At 67.7% G+C, this 18,219-nt stretch carries 16 protein-coding genes and 2 tRNA genes; 10 read left to right on the top strand and 8 right to left on the bottom strand.

Features of this window, described 5'->3' with window-relative positions; translation table 11 throughout:
* Positions 1-8 precede the first annotated feature (8 nt).
* Complete coding sequence (locus HL653_RS14415) at positions 9-740, bottom strand: class I SAM-dependent methyltransferase (RefSeq protein WP_171745129.1); 732 nt, start codon at positions 738-740, stop codon at positions 9-11.
* Between the two features lie 226 nt (positions 741-966).
* On the opposite strand from HL653_RS14415, the gene HL653_RS14420 reads away from it, so the two are divergent.
* Entirely contained in the window at positions 967-1,938 is a 972-nt protein-coding gene (locus HL653_RS14420; RefSeq protein WP_171745130.1) for a DUF535 family protein, read from the top strand.
* 180 nt (positions 1,939-2,118) lie between these two features.
* Here the strand turns inward: HL653_RS14420 and HL653_RS14425 are convergent, their stop codons facing one another.
* The 4 genes from HL653_RS14425 to gltX form a co-directional block, all read right to left on the bottom strand.
* Positions 2,119-4,290, bottom strand: coding sequence for a primosomal protein N' (locus tag HL653_RS14425; protein ID WP_171745131.1), 2,172 nt, complete (start codon positions 4,288-4,290; stop codon positions 2,119-2,121).
* Positions 4,291-4,437: 147 nt separating this feature from the next.
* A complete protein-coding gene (locus tag HL653_RS14430) occupies positions 4,438-4,716 on the bottom strand; it encodes a DUF1467 family protein (RefSeq protein ID WP_171745132.1) in 279 nt (92 codons plus the stop codon).
* A 73-nt stretch (positions 4,717-4,789) separates the two neighbouring features.
* Complete coding sequence (gene gltA, locus HL653_RS14435; RefSeq protein ID WP_171745133.1) at positions 4,790-6,073, bottom strand: citrate synthase; 1,284 nt, start codon at positions 6,071-6,073, stop codon at positions 4,790-4,792.
* Between the two features lie 13 nt (positions 6,074-6,086).
* Complete coding sequence (gltX, locus tag HL653_RS14440; RefSeq protein ID WP_171745134.1) at positions 6,087-7,523, bottom strand: glutamate--tRNA ligase; 1,437 nt, start codon at positions 7,521-7,523, stop codon at positions 6,087-6,089.
* Between the two features lie 80 nt (positions 7,524-7,603).
* On the opposite strand from gltX, the gene HL653_RS14445 reads away from it, so the two are divergent.
* The 5 genes from HL653_RS14445 (at position 7,604) to HL653_RS14465 (ending at position 13,788) form a co-directional block, all read left to right on the top strand.
* Positions 7,604-9,790, top strand: a complete 2,187-nt coding sequence (locus HL653_RS14445; protein ID WP_171745135.1) for a ComEC/Rec2 family competence protein — start codon at positions 7,604-7,606, stop codon at positions 9,788-9,790.
* Between the two features lie 163 nt (positions 9,791-9,953).
* The gene (locus HL653_RS14450; RefSeq protein WP_171745136.1) at positions 9,954-11,501 is read left to right on the top strand and encodes a PAS domain-containing sensor histidine kinase; all 1,548 of its coding nucleotides are present in this window, start codon (positions 9,954-9,956) and stop codon (positions 11,499-11,501) included.
* Positions 11,502-11,633: 132 nt separating this feature from the next.
* Positions 11,634-12,491, top strand: a complete 858-nt coding sequence (locus HL653_RS14455; protein ID WP_171745137.1) for an MBL fold metallo-hydrolase — start codon at positions 11,634-11,636, stop codon at positions 12,489-12,491.
* Positions 12,491-13,111 (top strand): DUF4230 domain-containing protein, encoded by a 621-nt coding sequence (locus tag HL653_RS14460; RefSeq protein WP_171745138.1) that lies wholly within the window; start codon positions 12,491-12,493, stop codon positions 13,109-13,111. The genes HL653_RS14455 and HL653_RS14460 overlap by 1 nt, the downstream gene beginning before the upstream one ends.
* On the top strand, positions 13,111-13,788 hold the full coding sequence (locus HL653_RS14465) for an SDR family NAD(P)-dependent oxidoreductase (RefSeq protein WP_171745139.1): 678 nt from the start codon (positions 13,111-13,113) through the stop codon (positions 13,786-13,788). Before HL653_RS14460 ends, HL653_RS14465 begins: the two co-directional genes overlap by 1 nt.
* Positions 13,789-13,833: 45 nt before the next feature.
* On the opposite strand, the gene HL653_RS14470 is transcribed toward HL653_RS14465, so the two are convergent.
* Positions 13,834-14,412, bottom strand: a complete 579-nt coding sequence (locus HL653_RS14470; RefSeq protein WP_171745140.1) for a cell wall hydrolase — start codon at positions 14,410-14,412, stop codon at positions 13,834-13,836.
* Between the two features lie 298 nt (positions 14,413-14,710).
* On the opposite strand from HL653_RS14470, the gene HL653_RS14475 reads away from it, so the two are divergent.
* The 4 genes from HL653_RS14475 (at position 14,711) to HL653_RS14490 (ending at position 16,795) form a co-directional block, all read left to right on the top strand.
* Positions 14,711-15,880, top strand: a complete 1,170-nt coding sequence (locus HL653_RS14475) for an AI-2E family transporter (protein WP_171745141.1) — start codon at positions 14,711-14,713, stop codon at positions 15,878-15,880.
* Between the two features lie 158 nt (positions 15,881-16,038).
* Positions 16,039-16,115, top strand: a tRNA-Asp gene (locus HL653_RS14480).
* Positions 16,116-16,207: 92 nt separating this feature from the next.
* Positions 16,208-16,284, top strand: a tRNA-Asp gene (locus HL653_RS14485).
* A 244-nt stretch (positions 16,285-16,528) separates the two neighbouring features.
* Positions 16,529-16,795, top strand: coding sequence for a hypothetical protein (locus HL653_RS14490; protein WP_171745142.1), 267 nt, complete (start codon positions 16,529-16,531; stop codon positions 16,793-16,795).
* Between the two features lie 117 nt (positions 16,796-16,912).
* Here HL653_RS14490 and HL653_RS14495 read toward each other — a convergent pair whose 3' ends face one another.
* Together HL653_RS14495 and HL653_RS14500 are read right to left on the bottom strand one after the other, a co-directional pair.
* Positions 16,913-17,860, bottom strand: a complete 948-nt coding sequence (locus tag HL653_RS14495) for an alpha/beta fold hydrolase (protein WP_253716887.1) — start codon at positions 17,858-17,860, stop codon at positions 16,913-16,915.
* Between the two features lie 112 nt (positions 17,861-17,972).
* Positions 17,973-18,161 (bottom strand): hypothetical protein, encoded by a 189-nt coding sequence (locus HL653_RS14500; protein ID WP_171745143.1) that lies wholly within the window; start codon positions 18,159-18,161, stop codon positions 17,973-17,975.
* Positions 18,162-18,219: the final 58 nt, after the last annotated feature.

Genomic DNA, 18,219 nt, shown 5'->3' on the forward strand with positions numbered 1-18,219 from the left:
CCGGACGCTCAGCCGTCGTGCGGCGGGGCGAAGACGGAGAGGCCGGGACGCGCCGGGCGCTCCTGCCATCCGCCCGCCGTCCAGGCGGCGTGATGGACAGGGTTCATGTAGAGGATGCGGATCGGCCGGGGATCGGCCTTCCACGAATCCATCGCGGCATCCACCACATCGGTCAGCACCGGCGGATCGAACGGGTTGAACAGGAACAGGACCAGGGGGCCCGGGGGAAGCGGAAAGCGCGTCGCATCGTCCAGATGGAGCGCGACGCGATCGTCGGCCCCATGGAGCGCGGCGCGCTTCGCGAAGTTGGCGACCGCCACGTCGTGCAGTTCCTTGGCGAATTCCACGCCGATGACGCGTTGGAACGGGTGATCGGCGGCCATCAGCACCGCGCGGCCCTTGCCCGAGCCCAGATCGATGAAGGTGGCGCCTTCGACCGGAATGTCGAGCAGGGCGACGGCGGCTTCGAAATCCTCGGTCGGCGTGGCGATGTGATTGCCGCCGGCCGCTCCGTTCTCGCCCACGATCTTCATCGTGTAGAGCGTCTGGATCCCGCCCGTATCGTAACCGGCGGCGTCGAAGCGCGCATCATCCTGCCGCTTCATGCGCCGATAGGCGCGACCGCTCGCGCCCAGCCGAGAACGCACCTTCTCGATCAGCCGGGACGGGCCCTCGGCCGCCAGGATGGTCGACATGCGGGCCACAAAGCGGGCGGCTCTCGACAGAGCGGATCGGTTCATTCGCGGGTTCCTATCGGCTGCGCACATATTGGGACAACGGACCCGCTATCAGGCTGGGGTTTCCAAAAGGATAGCGCCTGCGCACCACTTCGTCCGCAAGGCCCGCCGATGTTTACCAAATGTTGCACACCTCCGCGTAGGTGAACCCTATGACCGGGGGATGCCCGCATCCCTTTGTCGCGGGCAATGGCTGGGAACCAACTGTACCGTGCGTATAGATTTTTCGATGACCAAGCCTGAGATCGGCCCCGCTTATCCCGGGGATCGGCCGGATATTCCGCAGGAGCCGCGCAAGGCCGTGCGGCCGGGCGCCTCGCGCAACCGCGCGATGATGGCGCTGCGGCACGTGGCGCTCGGCCTCCGCCACTGGCCGCTGATGCTGAAGCTGTGGCAGGCGCCGGCCGGCAGCCCCCTGTCCGCGATCGTCCGCTGGCGCCCGGAAATCTGGGGCATGCTGCAGGCCCCGTTCGTCTCCGCCTGGTGGGAGGCGGACGAGCGCTTCGACCGGATCATCGATCATTGCGATCTGGTGGCGACGCTCGGGCGGCCGTTCGATATCCTGCCCAACGAATTCGTCGACCTGATCGACCTGCCCGAACTTGGCGCCGACGTGCGCATCAAGATCGATTCGCCGCGCTGGATGCTGCGCGACGGCCTGCTGGTGATGAGCCTGTGGATCGGGGCGGACCGGGTCTATTCGCTCGCCTTCACGCTCTCCGACGCGCACGGGCAGCGCGTCGCCTATGTCGGCGGCATCCAGGGGCGCCGCAGCGACCATTCGCTGGAGCGCAATCGCCTGCTGACCAAGACGGCGCATGGCATGCGCCCGTCGGACCTGCTGTTCGAGATCTTCCGGATGCTGTGCCACGAGATCGGCGTGGAGCATATCCGCGGCGTATCGGACAGCAATCGCCACCAGCGCAGCGACTATTTCCGCGCGCGCACGGATTTCAGCGATCCCGTCCGCTTCGATTATGACGGCTTCTGGCGCGAGCGGGGCGGCGTGCGCGGCGCGCGCGGCTTCTTCATCCTGCCGGCCATCGCGCGCCAGCGCGCGGAGGAGGAGATTCCGGCACGCAAGCGCAAGCTCTATCGCCAGCGTCACCAGATGCTGGAGAGCATCCGCCAGCATCTGCACATCACGCTGCGCCTGCCGCACCTGATCCAGATCCAGGAGCATGAACCGCGCTGGATGTGAGCTCGTTGAGAGAAATGCGCGAAAGAGCGCATTTCTGAGGCGGCACCGGCCCGCTCCCCCACCCGGCCTCCCACCGGCAGTATCTTATGGGAGGCCGTCGGGTTCCCAGCAAAGTATTACTTTGCTGGGGCCCATGCGTGGGGGAGCGGGCCGGTGCCGCCATGCGCCGACAGGCGCATCTCACAGGAAGCTGTAGGGATCGACGTCGACCGCGACGCGCACGCCGCGCGGCCATTCCAGCGGGCCGAGCCACGCGCGCATCACATCCTGCACGTCGAGCGAGCGGCGGGCGTGGACCAGCAGCCGCTGGCGATGGCGCCCGCGCAGCATGGCGAGCGGCGCGGGGGCGGGGCCGTAGACCTCCATCCCCTCCACCTCGGGCGCGGCGCGGCCGATCAGGCGCGCGGTGGCGACCGCTTCGTCGAGGCTTTCCGACGAGACGATGATGCCTGCGAAGCGCCCGAACGGGGGCGCATTGGCGATGCGGCGGGCGTCCGTCTCGGCCTCGTAGAAACTCTCCCGGTCGCCCGAGACGAGCGCCTGGATGACGGGCGCGCCGGGCTCATAGGTCTGGACGATCACGCGGCCGGGTTTCTCGCCGCGCCCGGCGCGACCCGCCACCTGCGCGATCTGCTGGAAGCTGCGCTCGGCCGCGCGCAGATCGCCGCCCGACAGACCCAGATCGGCATCGACCACGCCCACGAGCGTGAGATTGGGGAAGTGATAGCCCTTCGTGACGAGTTGCGTGCCGATCACGATATCGATTGCGCCATCCTCCATCCGCCCGACGAACTCGGCCGCCTTGGCGGGCGACCAGAGCGTGTCCGACGTGACGATCGCGGTGCGCGCATCGGGCAGGATCGCCGCCACTTCGTCCGCGATGCGCTCCACGCCGGGCCCGCAGGGGACGAGGCTGTCCTCCTCCTTGCACTCCGGGCAGGCCTTGGGCGGGGGCATCACATGGCCGCAATGATGGCAGGCGAGCCGCGCGGTCAGGCGATGCTCGACCATCCACGCCGTGCAGTTCGGGCATTGGAAGCGATGTCCGCAGGTCCGGCACAGCGTGAGCGGGGCATAGCCGCGCCGGTTGAGGAACAGCAGGGACTGCTCGCCACGCGTGATCGTCTCGCGGAGCGCCGCCACCAGAGGGGGGCTCAGCCAGCGGCCGCGATCGGGGCGGTCGTGCGTGAGATCGACCGCTATGATGTCGGGCATCGTCGCGCCGCCGAAGCGATCGGGCAGGGTCAGCTCGGCATAATGGCCGAGCGCGACCTGATGGCGCGTCTCGATCGCGGGCGTGGCGGAGGCGAGGATGATCGGCACATCCTCGAACCGCGCGCGCATCACCGCCGTGTCGCGGGCGTGATAGGCGACGCCTTCCTCCTGCTTGAAGCTGGTCTCGTGCGCCTCGTCGATCACGATCAGGCCGAGATTCGCATAAGGGAGGAACAGGGCCGAACGCGCGCCGACCACCACCTTCGCCTCGCCGCTGGCGATCGCGCGCCACGCGCGGCGGCGCTGCGACTGGCGCAGATCCGAATGCCAGGCGACGGGCGCCACGCCGAAGCGGCCGGCGAAGCGCTTCAGGAACGGCTCGGTCAGCGCGATTTCGGGCAGCAGCACGAGCGTCTGACGGCCCGAGCGGAGCGCGGCGGCGACCGCCTCGAAATACACCTCCGTCTTGCCCGATCCGGTGACGCCGTCGAGCAGCCAGGGCTTGAAGCCCTTCGCCTCGACCGATCCGGCCAGCGCCGATGCGGCCCCGGCCTGCTCCTCGCTGAGCGCGGGCTGGGCATGATCGGGGTCGGGCTCCGGGAAGGGATCGTCGATATGGACCTCGACCGGCTCGATCGCGCCCGCCTTCACGAGACCACGGATCACGGCGTCCGACACATCGGCCACCGTCGCCAGTTCGCGGACGAGGCCCTGCCTTTTCTCGATCCGCTCCAGCGCCTGCGCGCGCTGCGGCGTGAGGCGCGGCGGCACATGGCCGGTGGCGCGATATTCCACGATCGTGCGCCCGCCATCCAGCGCCGAAGCCGACGCCAGCGCCATCCGCAGCACGGCGGCGGGCGGGGCGAGATAATAATCGGCGGTCCACTCGATCAGGCGGCGCAAGGGCGCGGCGAGCGGCGGCAGATCATAGACGCCCGCCAAGGGCCGCAGGCGATTGTCGCCCACCTCGGCGTCGGACGGCATCCGCTCCGGCTCCCACACCACGCCCGCCAGCTGGCGGGGCCCAAGGGGAGCGAGGACGATGCTGCCGGGCTCGACATGCTGGCCCGGATCCACCCGATAATCGAGCGGGCCGAGCGCGGCATTGAGCAGGAGGACGCGGGCGCGTTTATTCACGCCTCGCCACGTAGGAGATGCGGCGGCGCTTTGAAACCGGGTCGATCCGGGGGCGGGCGCTGGGTGGCTCTGAACGAACGGAGAGTTTGAGTCGCTCTGGGACGGGGCGACGCGCAACAGCGCCGTGCTTCTTCGAACGGGCGGCGGTCAGTGGCCTTCGAGCATGCCGTGGGGCACGAAGTCGAAGGCTTCGGCGGGGAGCCAGCCCATCACGTAATTCAGATAGAACAGGCCGAACAGGACCGCCGCGACGATCGTCGTCCAGAAGGCGGTGCGGCCGAAGCTGAAGCTGGGCGGGGCGCCGGGCATGGAGCCGGGGACCGGGAGGTCCGCCTGACCCTTCCGCTGGAGGCGGAAGGGCAGGACGAAGAAGAAGCTCAGCGCCCAGAAGAGCGAATAGATCGCGATGATCGAGCTGAGCTTCATGGATCAGATGATAACCCGAAGCGCGCCGTCACCCCAGCCCTGCTGGCGTGACGGCGGAACCGGTGCGTGCGGCTCAGCGGGCGCTGAGCGGCACGTAATCGCGCTGGGTGGCGCCGGTGTAGAGCTGACGCGGACGGCCGATCTTCTGATCGGGATCCGTGATCATCTCGTTCCACTGCGAGATCCAGCCGGCGGTGCGCGCGAGCGCGAACAGCACGGTGAACATCGAGGTGGGGAAGCCGATCGCGGACAGGATCACGCCCGAATAGAAGTCCACGTTCGGGTAGAGCTTCTTCTCGATGAAGTAATCGTCCTTGAGGGCGATCTGCTCCAGCTCGCGCGCCGTATCCAGCACGGGATCGCTGATGCCCAGCTTGTCGAGCACTTCGGTCGCGGCCTTGGACAGGACCTTCGCGCGCGGATCGAAATTCTTGTACACGCGGTGGCCGAAGCCCATCAGGCGGAACGGATCGTCCTTGTTCTTGGCGCGGGCGATATATTCCGGGATCTTGTCCGGCGTGCCGATCTCGCGGAGCATGTTCAGCGCGGCTTCGTTCGCGCCGCCATGCGCCGGGCCCCACAGGGTGGCGATGCCGGCCGCGATGCACGCGAACGGGTTCGCGCCCGACGAACCGGCGAGACGCACGGTCGAGGTCGAGGCATTCTGCTCATGATCGGCGTGCAGAATGAAGATCTTGTCCATCGCGCTTTCGATGATGGGATCGATCTCATACTCCTCGGCCGGAACGCCGAACGTCATGCGCAGGAAATTGCCTGCATAGGACAGGCTGTTGTCCGGGTAGAGGAAGGGCTGGCCGACCGAATATTTGTAGGCCATCGCCGCCAGCGTCGGGATCTTCGCGATCAGGCGGTGGCTGGCGATCTTGCGCTGCTCGGGATCGCCGATGTCGGTCGAGTCCGGATAGAAAGCGGACAGTGCGCCGACCACGCCGCACATGATCGCCATCGGGTGCGCATCCCGACGGAAGCCACGGTAGAAGGTGGCGATCTGCTCGTGCACCATCGTGTGGCGGTTGATCGTGTAGGTGAACTTGTCGAGTTCGGCCTGGTTCGGCAGCTCGCCGTTCAGCAGGAGGTACGAAACCTCCATGAAGCTGGACTTTTCGGCGAGCTGGTCGATCGGATAGCCGCGGTGGAGCAGGACGCCCTGATCGCCATCGATATAGGTGATCTTCGATTCGCAGCTCGCCGTCGAGGTGAAGCCCGGATCGTAGGTGAACGCGCCGGTATCGGCATAGAATTTGCGGATGTCGACGACGTCCGGGCCCGTACTGCCGGAGCGCACGGTGTAATCGAAGCTTTTGCCATCGATGCCGATAGTGCTCGTTCCGCCCATGCCGATATTCTCCTTAAAATGTTTCCGGCCGGTCGATCTGGTCACCCAGACGGGCCAGACATTCCTCGCGTCCGAGGAGCACGAGGACATCAAAGATCCCCGGTGAAGTCGTCCGGCCGGTCAAGGCTGCGCGCAGAGGCTGCGCGAGCTTGCCGAGGCCGAGTTCCTCCTTTTCCGCAATCTGACGGACGGCGGCTTCGAGCGCTTCCAGGCTCCAGTCGTCAACCGCCGCGAGCGCGTCCCGGGCACGCGCCAGAAGAAGGCGCGCGGGGCCATCTAGCAGCTTGGTTGCGGCTTCGTCCACGTCCAGCGGGCGGGTGCGGAAAAGGAATCCCGCGCTCTCTGCCAACTCATTGAGATTCTTGGCTCTTGGCTTGAGAGACGGCATGGCGCGGCGCAACAGATCGCGCTTTTCCGAGTCGTTTTCGAGGCCGATCCGGGCGCTTATCAGATCGGTCAGCCGATCATCGTCCGCCTCGCGCAGATAATGGCCGTTGAGGTTCTCGAGCTTCTTCAGATCGAAGCGCGAGGCGCTGCGGCCGACGCCCGCCAGATCGAACAATTCGATCGCGCGGTCGCGGGGGATGATCTCCTCGTCGCCATGGCCCCAGCCGAGGCGGAGGAGGTAATTGTTCACCGCCTCCGACAGCAGACCCAGTTCGTCGCGATAGGCGTCCACGCCCAGCGCGCCATGACGCTTCGAAAGCTTGGCGCCGTCCGCGCCGTGGATCAGCGGGATGTGCGCGTAGGTCGGCTCGGGCCAGCCCATCGCCTTGATGATGCCGAGCTGGCGGAAGGCGTTGTTCAGATGATCGTCGCCGCGGATCACGTGGGTCACGCCCATGTCGTGATCGTCGACGACGACCGCGAGCATATAGGTGGGCGTGCCGTCAGACCGGAGCAGGATCATGTCGTCCAGCACGTCGTTGGCGACGGTGACGGCGCCCTGCACCTTGTCGTGGATCGTCGTCTCGCCGCCGCGCTCGGCCTTGATGCGGACGACGAAGGGCTGGCCTGCGGGCGCCTCGGACGGATCGCGGTCCCGCCAGGGGCTGTCGACCTTGAACGGGCGCTTCTCGGCCTGCGCCAGCTCACGGGCGGCGGCCAGCTCCTCCTGCGTCATGTAGCAGCGATAGGCATGGCCGTTGTCGAGCATCGCCTTCGCCACCTCGGCATGGCGCTCCATCCGGGCGAACTGGAAGACTTCCTCGCCATCCCAGTCGAGGTTCAGCCAGCGCATCCCGTCCAGGATCGCCTCGATCGCGGGCTCGGTGGAGCGGGCGCGATCCGTATCCTCGATGCGGAGCAGGAATTTGCCGCCATGGTGGCGGGCGAACAGCCAGTTGAAGAGCGCGGTGCGCGCTCCGCCAATGTGGAGATAGCCGGTCGGCGAGGGGGCAAAGCGGGTGACGACCGCCGTGCCCGTCGCTTCAGGTGCGCTTGCGCTCAACGAATGCCTCTTACAAGCTGGGTCCGCGACATGCGGATCAAGGGGTTGGGGGCCCCTAGCATGGCGCCGGTGGAGGGCAAATGGGGGCGGAGGGCAAATGGGCGCCGCGACGCCTTCCGCCGGTGCGGCCGCGCCCGGATGCCGCGTGGCACACGATCGAACACTGGCTGGAGACGGAGCGCGACCAGATCGGCCTGTGGCTGCCGGTGGCGCTGGGGGTGGGGATCGGGCTTTATTTCGGGCTCGGCCAGCGCGGGATGTGGCTGGCGGCGCTGGCCTTGCTGGGCGGTGCGGGCACGGCGGCGCTGGCGGTCGGCCGGGGCGGGCGGGTGGCGAGCCTCCTGGGGTGGGGCGCGCTGGTGGCCATGCTGGGGCTCGGCCTCGCCTGGGGGCGGAGCGAGCGGGTGGCCGCACCCGTATTGGCGCGGCCGATGGTGGTGCCATTCGACGGCCGGGTGATCGAGGCGGATCGTCTGCCGGCGCGCGGGCAGATCCGCTTACTGATCGCGCCCGATGTCGAGGCGGGGCTGCCGCCGCAGGTGCGGATGTCGCTGGACGAGGAGGGCGCGCCTGCGGGGCTGGAGCCGGGCGCGCGGATTTCGGTGCGCGCGCGCCTGGTGCCGCCGCCCGATGCCGCCGTGCCCGGCGCCTATGATTTCGCGCGGGTGGCGTGGTTCAAGGGGATCGGCGCGACGGGCAAGGCGCTGGGGCCGGTGACGGTGGTGGCGGCCCCGACGGAAAGCGGTTTCTGGCGCTGGCTGGCGATCGAGCGCACGGCGCTGACGCGCCATATCCAGGCGCAGCTGGCGGGCAGCACGGGCGGGGTGGCGGCGGCGTTCGTGACGGGCGATGTCGGCGCGATCGATCAGGCGGATGCGGATGCGATGCGTCGCTCTGGCCTCGCCCATCTGCTTTCGATCAGCGGGCTGCATGTGGCGGCGGCGATCGGCGCGGCGATGTTTCTCACGCTGCGGCTGCTGGCGCTGAGCGAGCGGCTGGCCCTGCACTGGCCGCTCCATCTGATCGCGGCGGGCGTGGGGGCGCTGGCGGGGATCGCCTACACCCTGCTGTCGGGTGCCGAGGTGCCGACGGTACGCTCCTGCGTGGCGGCGCTGGTCGTGCTGGCGGGGCTCGCGCTGGGGCGGGAGGCGATGACGCTGCGGCTGGTGGCGGTCGGCGCGCTGGTGGTGCTGCTGGTCCGGCCCGAGGCGCTGGTGGGGCCGAGCTTCCAGCTGAGCTTCGCCGCCGTCACCGCGATCGTCGCGCTGCACGATCATCCGCGCATCCGGGCGTTCGCGCAGAAGCGGGACGAGGGGCTGGCGCGGCGCCTCGCGCGCGAGATCGCCTCGCTGCTGCTGACCGGCATCGTCGTGGAGGCGACGCTGGCGCCGATCGGGCTCTATCATTTCCACAAGTCCGGGCTTTACGGCGCCTTCGCCAATATCGTCGCGATCCCGCTGACGACCTTCGTGGTGATGCCGGCCGAGGCATTGGCCTTGCTGGCGGACCTCATCGGCCTCGGCGCGCCCGTCTGGTGGGTGGCGGGGCAGGGGCTGGCGCTGTTGCTGTGGCTGGCGCGGACGGTGTCGGCCTTGCCCGGATCGGTGACGGCCCTGCCTTCGATGCCGCCGGGCGCCTTTCTGGCGATGGTCGCGGGCGGGCTGTGGATCCTGCTGTGGCGGACGCGCGCGCGGCGGCTGGGCTTCGTGCCGCTGGCGCTGGGCGCGCTCTGGGCGCTGCTGACCCCCGCGCCCGATCTGCTGGTGACCAGTGACGGCCGCCACCTCGCGATCCGCGCGCCGGACGGCCGCCTCCATCTGCTCCGCCCGAGAGCGGGGGATTATGTGCGCGACGTGCTGGGCACGGGCGCGGGCGTGGAGGAGGAGGCGATCGATCTGGGCGCGATGCCGGGCGCGCGCTGCAGCGTGGATGCCTGCGTCGCCGCGATCCGCCGGAGCGGGCGGACGTGGCATCTGCTGGCGCTTCGCAGCCGCTACCGGCTGGATTGGGCGCGGCTGACGCAGGTGTGCGGCTGGGCCGACATCGTGGTGGCGGATCGGCGGCTGCCGCGCGGCTGCGTGCCGAAATGGCTGAAGCTGGACGCGCCCGCGCTGCGCGCGACGGGCGGCGTGGCGATCCTGCTGTCGGACGGGACGGTGCGGACGACGAGGGCGCAGGATCGCCACCCCTGGGCGCTGACGGCCCGCCAGCCCGCCCCTGCGATCCGCATTCGGTCACGAGGCGGCAATCGAGGCAACACTATTTGACGCTATTCAGCCAAATTTGAAGTCGAATAGATTCGATTTCGTTCGATATGGAAGATATCGAACATCCTCTTCTGTTTTTTCGAAGTACCTAATGATGTGTTAACATCGATTTATTGTTCATATTTCGTAATGTCGTGCTAATTCGGCGTGAGAAGGAGCGCCTATGACGGATATGCATCCCAGCCTTTGGGAAGTGATTGGCCAATCCGATCAATCACCTATCTGCGCCTTCGACCATGAATATCGTCTGATCGGCTTTAATCGCGCGCATAGCGACGAATTCTTCCGCATCTATGATTATCGCGTCCAGATCGGCGATGTGTTTCCCGATCTTTTCCTGCCGGAACAGGCGCCGGTCATTCGCGGTTTCATGACGCGCGCTCTTGCGGGAGAGGTGTTCAACGTCACCGAGGAGTTTGGCGATCCCGATCTCTTCAAGCCGTATTGGGACATCTATTATGCGCCGCTGCGCAACGGCGACGGCACGATCATCGGCGCGTTCCACCACGCCAAGGATATCAGCGCCCGCCTGCGCGCCGAGGCTTCGCTGCGCGGGGCCGAGGATGCGCTGCGCCAGTCGCAGAAGATGGAGGCGGTGGGCCAGCTGACCGGCGGTGTCGCCCACGATTTCAACAATCTGCTGACGGTGGTGAAATCCGCGGTCGAGATGCTGAAGCTGCCCGACCAGAAAGAGGAGAGGCGCGCTCGCTACGTGGCGGCGATCGACGAGGCGGTGGGCCGTGCGGCGAAGCTGACGCAGCAACTGCTCGCCTTCGCCCGGCGCCAGACTCTCCGGCCCGAAACCTTCTCCACCAACGCCAATATCGAGGCGATGGCCGAGATGATGCAGACACTGGTCGGCGCGCGCGTCACGATCGATCGCACCCTGCCGGGCGAGCCGCTGTGCGTGAATGCGGACACGAACCAGTTCGACACGGCGCTCGTCAACATGGCGGTGAATGCACGTGACGCGATGGAGGGCGAGGGGCAACTGACCGTCACGGTGCGCGCGACCGAGGGCATTCCCGCGATCCGCGAGCGCCCCGCCGTGGATGGGCCGTTCGTGGCGATCTCGATCGCGGATACGGGCAGCGGCATCGCGCCGGGCGACCGGGAGCGGATCTTCGAACCTTTCTACACGACCAAGGTGGTGGGAAAGGGGACGGGGCTGGGCCTCAGCCAGGTGTTCGGCTTCGCGCGGCAATCGGGCGGCGAAATCCAGGTGGAGAGCGAGGTCGGGGTGGGCAGCCGCTTCACGCTTTACCTGCCGCGCGTGGCGACGCCGGCCAACATCGCCGAACTGGCGGCACCGGTGGAGGTGGAGACGCTGGAGACGACGCCCTGCGTGCTCGTCGTCGAGGACAATGCCGAGGTGGCGGCGAGCACCGTCGACGCGCTCGACCAGCTGGGCTTCACCACCGTGCTGGCGACCAACGGCAATGAGGGGCTGCGCGAGATCGCGAACGATGCGGAACGGTTCGACGTCGTCTTTTCGGACGTGGTGATGCCGGGGATGACGGGGATCGAGATGGGACGCGAGATCCGCCGCATCCATGGCGGCCTGCCCGTGGTGCTGGCGAGCGGCTACAGCCATGTGCTGGCGGCGGGCGGCACCGAGGGCTTCGAACTGATCCACAAGCCCTATTCGATCGACCAGGTTTCCCGCATCCTGCGCCGCGCGGCGGCCGGGCGCGAGCGGAAGGCGGCGTAGGCGGCGAGAGGGCGCATCAGGGCCCGGCCGTGAAGCGCCGGGCTTCCGCCTTCAGGCAACGACGCGGCCGCGCACGGATTTGCCTGTGTCGCCGCCCTTCACATCGGCGGGGGGCGATGCCACATCGGGGCGATGTCCGATCAGGCCGCCGGCGTCGTCCAGACGCTCCATCCGCTCATCCGGCGCCTGCTCGCGCCCAATCCCTCGCCCTTCACCTATACGGGCACGCAGACCTATATCGTCGGCACAGGCGAGGTGGCGGTGATCGATCCGGGCCCCGACGATGCCGATCATGTCGCGTCGATCCTGCAAGCGGTGGCGGGCGAGCGCGTGGTGGCGATCGTCTGCACGCACACGCATCGCGACCACAGCCCTGCCAGCCGCGCGTTGCGCGCCGCCACGGGCGCGCCGATCGTCGGCTGCCCGCCGCTGGCGCTGACGGATGACGGGCCGCGCTCGGATGCGGCGTTCGACGTGGACTATGCGCCCGATCGCGCGCTGGTCGACGGCGAGGCGATCCGGGGCGAGGGGTGGACGCTGGAGGCGGTGGCGACGCCGGGCCACACGTCCAACCATCTCTGTTTCGCGCTGCCCGAGGCGGGGGCCTTGTTCACCGGCGATCATGTGATGGGCTGGTCCACCAGCGTCGTCTCTCCGCCCGATGGCGACATGGGCGCCTATATGGACAGCCTCGACAAGCTGATGCGGCGCGCGGACCGCATCTATTATCCCGCGCACGGCGAAGGCGTGGAACAGCCGCAGCGCTTCGTTCGTCATCTCGCAGGCCACAGAAAAGGCCGGGAGAATCAGATCTTGAAACTGCTGGGCGACGGGCCGCAGACCATCCCCGACATGGTGGCCCGCATGTATGTCGGCCTCGATCCGCGGCTGATCGGCGCGGCGGGGCGATCGGTGCAGGCGCATCTGCTGCATCTGGAGCAACGCGACGTCGTTTGGCAGGACGGCGATCACTGGCTGCTGGCCGCCTGATGCGCCCGGCCCTGCGCGCCCTCGGCGGCGTCATCCTGATCGTGGCGATCGTCGGCCTGCTCTATGTCGGCGTCGGCTGGCGAATGCGGCACATGTTCGACGGCGATCCCTCCACGGTCGCCCGCGCCAGCCTGCAGGCGGTGCGCCAGCAGAACCGGCTGACGCCGTTCGCCGCGCGCTTCGTGGCGGTGGTGACGGCCGAGGAGAGCCGGTTCGGCTTCTCCGCGCGCAAGACGCTCATCATGCCCGGCCTCGTGCGTTATTCGATCGATCTGGCCAAGCTGCGCGACCGCGATCTGCAGTGGGATGCGGCGACGAAGACGCTGGCCATCAGCCTGCCGCCGATCGAACTGGAAGGGCCCGAAGTCGATCTGACGGCGGTGCGCGAATATGGCGAGGGCGGCGTGCTGATGACGCTCACCAATGCCGAGAAGGAACTGGACGCGGCCAATCGCAAGGCGGGGCAGGCCGAACTGGTGACGCAGGCGCATGATGTGCTGCCGATGCGGCTGGCGGCCGATGCGGCGCGCTCCGCGATCGAGCGCAGCTTCGCGATGCCGCTGAAGGCGGCGGGCATCGACGCGACCGTGACGGCGCGCTTCCGCGACGAACCGCGCTGATGGCGGCGCCTATGGTGCTGCTGGTGGGCGCGTCGCGCGGACTGGGCAAGGCGATGGCCCTGGAATTCGCGGCGCGCGGCTGGGACGTGATCGCCACCGTGCGCGATCCGGGACGGGCCGATTTCGGAGGCGGCGGCATCGAGATCGAGATGCTCGACATCAATGCGCCGGATCAGATCGCGGCTTTGCGCGAGTGCCTGTCCGGACGCCGGATCGATGTGCTGTTCGTGAATGCGGGCGTGGCGCCGGCCACGCCGTTCGCGTCGCTCCATCAGGTGAGCGACGACGAGTTCGCGCAGGTGATGGTGACGAACGCGCTGGGCCCGATGCGCGTGATCGAGGCGCTGGAGGCGCTCGTCCCCGCCGATGGGCTGATCGGTGCGATGTCGTCGGGGCAGGGGAGCATCGCCGGCAATGTGGCGGGCCGCAACGATGCGTATCGCGCCAGCAAGGCGGCGCTGAACATGCTGATGCAGGGCTTCGCCGCGCGGCGGAAGGACGATCCCCGCGCCCTGATGCTGCTGGCGCCCGGCTGGATCCGCACCGAACTGGGCGGCCCCGATGCGCCGTTCACGATCGAGGAAAGCGCGCCGATCCTGGTGGACCTGCTGCTGGAAGCGCGGGCGACGCCCGGGCTGCGCTATGTGGATCGGTTCGGGAAGACCGTGCCCTGGTGACGGGCCGGTGAAGCGGGCTGCCGAGGACGGCAGCCCGACACTCTATCAGCGATAGAAAACGTGATCGCCGACGGCCGCCACGCGCTGGAGCGAGCGGAAGAAGGTGGTCGGCGCGGCATAGGACGCGCGGTAGAAGGTCGCGCCGGGCACGACCTCATCCTCTTCGCCGCTCAGCGTATCGCGGGCGACGTCGACGGCGGCCTCCCACGTCTCGTCCTTGGCGGGACGATAGGCGTGGGTGTTGAAATATTGGCCGGGCTGGTTGGCGACTTCGCAGATCGTGCTGCCGAAGCGGCCGCCGACCTTCATGCGGTTCACCAGCGTCTGGGCGACGGCGACCTGACCCGAGCGCGGCTGATTGGCCGCCTCGTGACGGACGACCTTGGCCAGGCAGGTGACGGAGGCTTCGTCCAGCTTCGCTTCGGTCTGGACCGGGGCGACGGGGGCGGATGCTTCGGCCGGGATGTCCTGCGCACTCGGGGCGGACGAAACCAGACCGGTGAAATCGTAGCTCAGCATCGGGATGCGCTCGGCGGCAAGGCCGGTGCTGGCAGGAAGAATCACGACTGCGGCGGCGATCAACGCGCCGGCAGAAACAACAAGAGTTCGCCGAATGGCGGGCATTGAGGGCTCTTACGCATGCGCGAAGCCGCCCACGCCGCCGGAACTATGGCAACGCTCGCAAGTTTCACGTCTTGTCCAGGTTGCCGAAAAAACGCCCGCCACCTGACCGGATGGCCGCCAAATCGTTAACGACGGCGCGTTCGTCAATTCATCCACGATGAAATGTGACGTTCCCGCGACGAGTTGCGGATCCTCGAAACGCCTTTGTCGCGCAAAAGATGGCAGCATGGGGCGCTTAGCTGTTTATTTTGATCGAAATTTCCCCCGGCCCACGCTAGCGCTGGGGCCAAGGGGAAAAATGGTGGAAGACGGCGGTTCGGGCATCGTCCAGCTGGTGAAGAGCGCGTTGGCCACGCGCGAGTCGGAATCGCTGCGGCGGGATCGGCTCCTCGCCGCGATCGCCTTGTTCCTCGGCCTCGGCTTCTTCCTCGCCCTTCCGTTCGCGCTGCAGGCGGGCGCGCCTTTCTTCCTGCCGATCACCGCCGCTTTGGTCGTCGCGATCGCGCTGGTGCCGATGCTGGAATGGCTGGAGCGTCGCGGCATCCCCTCCGGCCTCGCCGCCTTCCTGTGCATCGCGACCTTCCTCGCCGTCGCCAATGCGGCGATCGTGGCGATCGTGGTGCCGGCGGCGGGGTGGTTCGCGGTGCTGCCGGAGCGGATCGGCCGGATCCGCCACAATCTGCGCCCGATCCTCGATCTCTATGCGAGCCTCGACCGCTTCATCAGCGACACGTCGCAGACCTTCATGCGCACGTCGAGCGGCGCGCGCACGGTGACGGTGCAGACGCCCAACTCGCTGCTCGATATCGTCGCCACCTCGGCGCCGGTCGCGCTGATCGAGGGCTTCTTCGGCATCCTCGTGGTCTTCTTCTTCCTGTCGGGCTGGACGAGCCTCCGGCGGCAGACGATCACCAGCCGCGGCAGTTTCTCCAGCGCGATGGCGACCGCGCGCGTGATCCAGGAGATGGTGGACCGCACCTCGGCCTATCTCTCGACGATCACGATCATCAACATCTCGCTCGGCCTGCTGGTGGCGCTGGGCCTCTGGATCATCGGTTTGCCGACGCCCCTGATGTGGGGCGGGATCGTCGCGCTCTTCAATTACATGCCCTATCTCGGGCCGATCATGGCGGCGTTGCTGCTGGCGCTGGGCGCTCTGATGAGCTTCAAGGACGCCTGGTACGCCTTGTTCCCGCCTTTGATCTTCGTGGTGTGCCACATGATCGAGGCGAACATGATCACGCCGACTTTGGTGGGGCGCAGGCTGACGATCAATCCCCTGCTGATCCTGGTGGCGCTCAGCTTCTGGGGCTGGGTGTGGGGCGCTGCGGGCGCGCTGCTGGCGGTGCCTTTGCTGATCATCACGAAGACGGTGATGGCGTCGGCCGGAAAACCGGACATTGCCGGCTTCCTGTTCGAGGAGGGGACGCTGACCAATCCCCAGCCGGATCCCTCGAATTCGCACTGATCGGCGCGCTTGTCCGGACACATGTGCAAGCGGGGCGGGGCCCTCCGCAATCCATGCCCGACGGCGAAAGTGAGAAAAGCCAAAGCAAAGATCGATATGGCCGTTGACAGTCGGACGGCCGCTCCGTAGTTGGCGCCCTCCGCCGATACGGCCTATCAGCGGGTGTAGCTCAGTTGGTTAGAGCGCCGGCCTGTCACGCCGGAGGTCGCGGGTTCGAGCCCCGTCACTCGCGCCATTCCTTACGGGGAATGGCCTCGAGATAGAGCCAGTAATGCGGAATTCCCCTGTTATTTCGTGGTTGGCGTTTTTCGCCGATGCGGATTGTCAGCGGGTGTAGCTCAGTTGGTTAGAGCGCCGGCCTGTCACGCCGGAGGTCGCGGGTTCGAGCCCCGTCACTCGCGCCATTCCTTGCAGGGAATGGCATGCCCCCGAATGGGGGCTTCCACCGATCCGGTCATGTCCCGCCGATCCCGCCCGGCTTTGTGTCGTCTCCGGACCCGAATGCGCCGTGCGGCGTTTATCCGGGGCAAGATCGCTCAGATCGAGGGAGGGGCCGGTGGCACCGGACGACGCATCCTTTCACATGACCCGAAGACCCGATCGAGAAGCCTATTGCGCCCGCCTCGATCCCGCGCGACACTCCTTCTCGTGAGCGAGTCTGCCTATAAGCCGACCGAAGCCTATGAGGACGAGCTGGACCAGCTGGCCCATTCGATCCGCGATGAGCTGCGCCAGATCGGTTTCGCGCCCGCTTTCGATCCCTTGCCCGAAGAACTGGCGCGAATCCGCAACGCGGAGAAGGTGGCGCACAAGCGCCGCGAGATGGCTCGCCTGATCCTCGTCAGCTACGTGGCGCCCGCTCTGGTGGTGCTCGCGGTGGGATTGGCGCTGAGGCTGCTCGTTCCCGGCATCTGAGTTCGAGGCGAATCGGTTCGCGTCGAGTTTCGCTGTGATGGATATGCGGTACGGGGCTCCAGAGTCCGTCGCGCTCGTAGCTCCGGGCTCCCGCGTTCGCAGGAGCACGGATCGGCTTCAGTCTTCGCTGAGGATGAAGCGGGCGACCACGTCCGGCTGCGTGACCGGCAGCATATGGCCGCCCTCGATCATCTCCAGCCGCGCACCGGGGATGGCCTCCGCCGTCCGCGCGCCATGGATTGCCGGATCCAGCACCTGATCTCCACGCCCGAATAGGATCGAAACCGCCATGTCGATCTGCGGATAGCGCGGCGCCATGCTCGCCAGCTGGATGGCGGCGGTCGAGATTTCCTCGAAGCCGGCCGCGAGCGTCGCCGGGCGCAGCACCAGCGCGCCACCGCCCGCGACGTCGAAATCGGGCGCGATCGGCTCGGGCCAGAAGGTCGCGCGATGCGCGCGGTGCCGGATCGCGGCGCCGAGCGGCACGGCGACGGTGGTGCAGGCCGCCTCCCGAACCCAGGGGCGCGCGGCGAGGAAGGCCTTGAAGGGCTGGTGGACGACCATGTCCGGCTGCGTGAGCGGCGCGATCAGCACCAGCCTGCGCACGAGCCGCAGGTGATCCAGCGCGAGCGCGAGCGCCACCGCGCCACCGAAGGAGTGGCCGACGACGATCGGGCGATCGATGCCCATTTCCTCGATCAGGCGGGCGACGAGCGCGGCATGCTGGGCGATACCGTAACCCGCGATGCGCGGCGAATGGCCGGCACCGGGACGATCGACCAGGATGACGCGATGCGTATCGGCCAGCCTAGCCAGAAGCGCATAGGAGAAATGGCGCAGCTGGCCGCCAAGACCGTGAATGATCAGGATCGGAGGCCCGCTGCCGGCTTCGACGACATGCAGCCGTGCGCCGTCCACGGTGACGAAGCGGCCGGTCGGCGGCGCCACGCGTTCGGACCGGCGGCGTGTCAGCGCCGAAAACAGAAATCCCGCACCCAGCACCGCCCCGACGGCGGCAGCGGCACCGGCCGCGACTTTGCCGACCTTCATCGAGTGGTCGGGCATCGAGCGATCGGGCAAGCGGGGTGAGAGGAGAGGGGGCGGGACGGATCAGGGACGTGCATCACCCCTGATCGCATTTCGCGGCCGCCGTATCCAGAGGCGCGAAAAAGCGCGCCTATCGTTCCGCCATGCGGTTGCGGCGGCTGCTGGCGCGGCACAATTGGGTGAGACGCATGCGGTCCACCAGACCGAACGTCGTCGGCGCCCGCCCGTAGCCGAGCTTGAACAGCGCGAAGATGACCGCGCCGGCATCCTCATATCGGCCGCTTTCTGCGAGCTGCCACGCTTGGTCTCGAACGTCCATGGGACGAACCTACCCCCCTCTTACTAAACAAAGCCTCTACGATACTAACGGAACGATA

This window comes from Sphingomonas sp. AP4-R1 (assembly GCF_013113735.1).
Lineage (GTDB): Bacteria > Pseudomonadota > Alphaproteobacteria > Sphingomonadales > Sphingomonadaceae > Sphingomonas_I.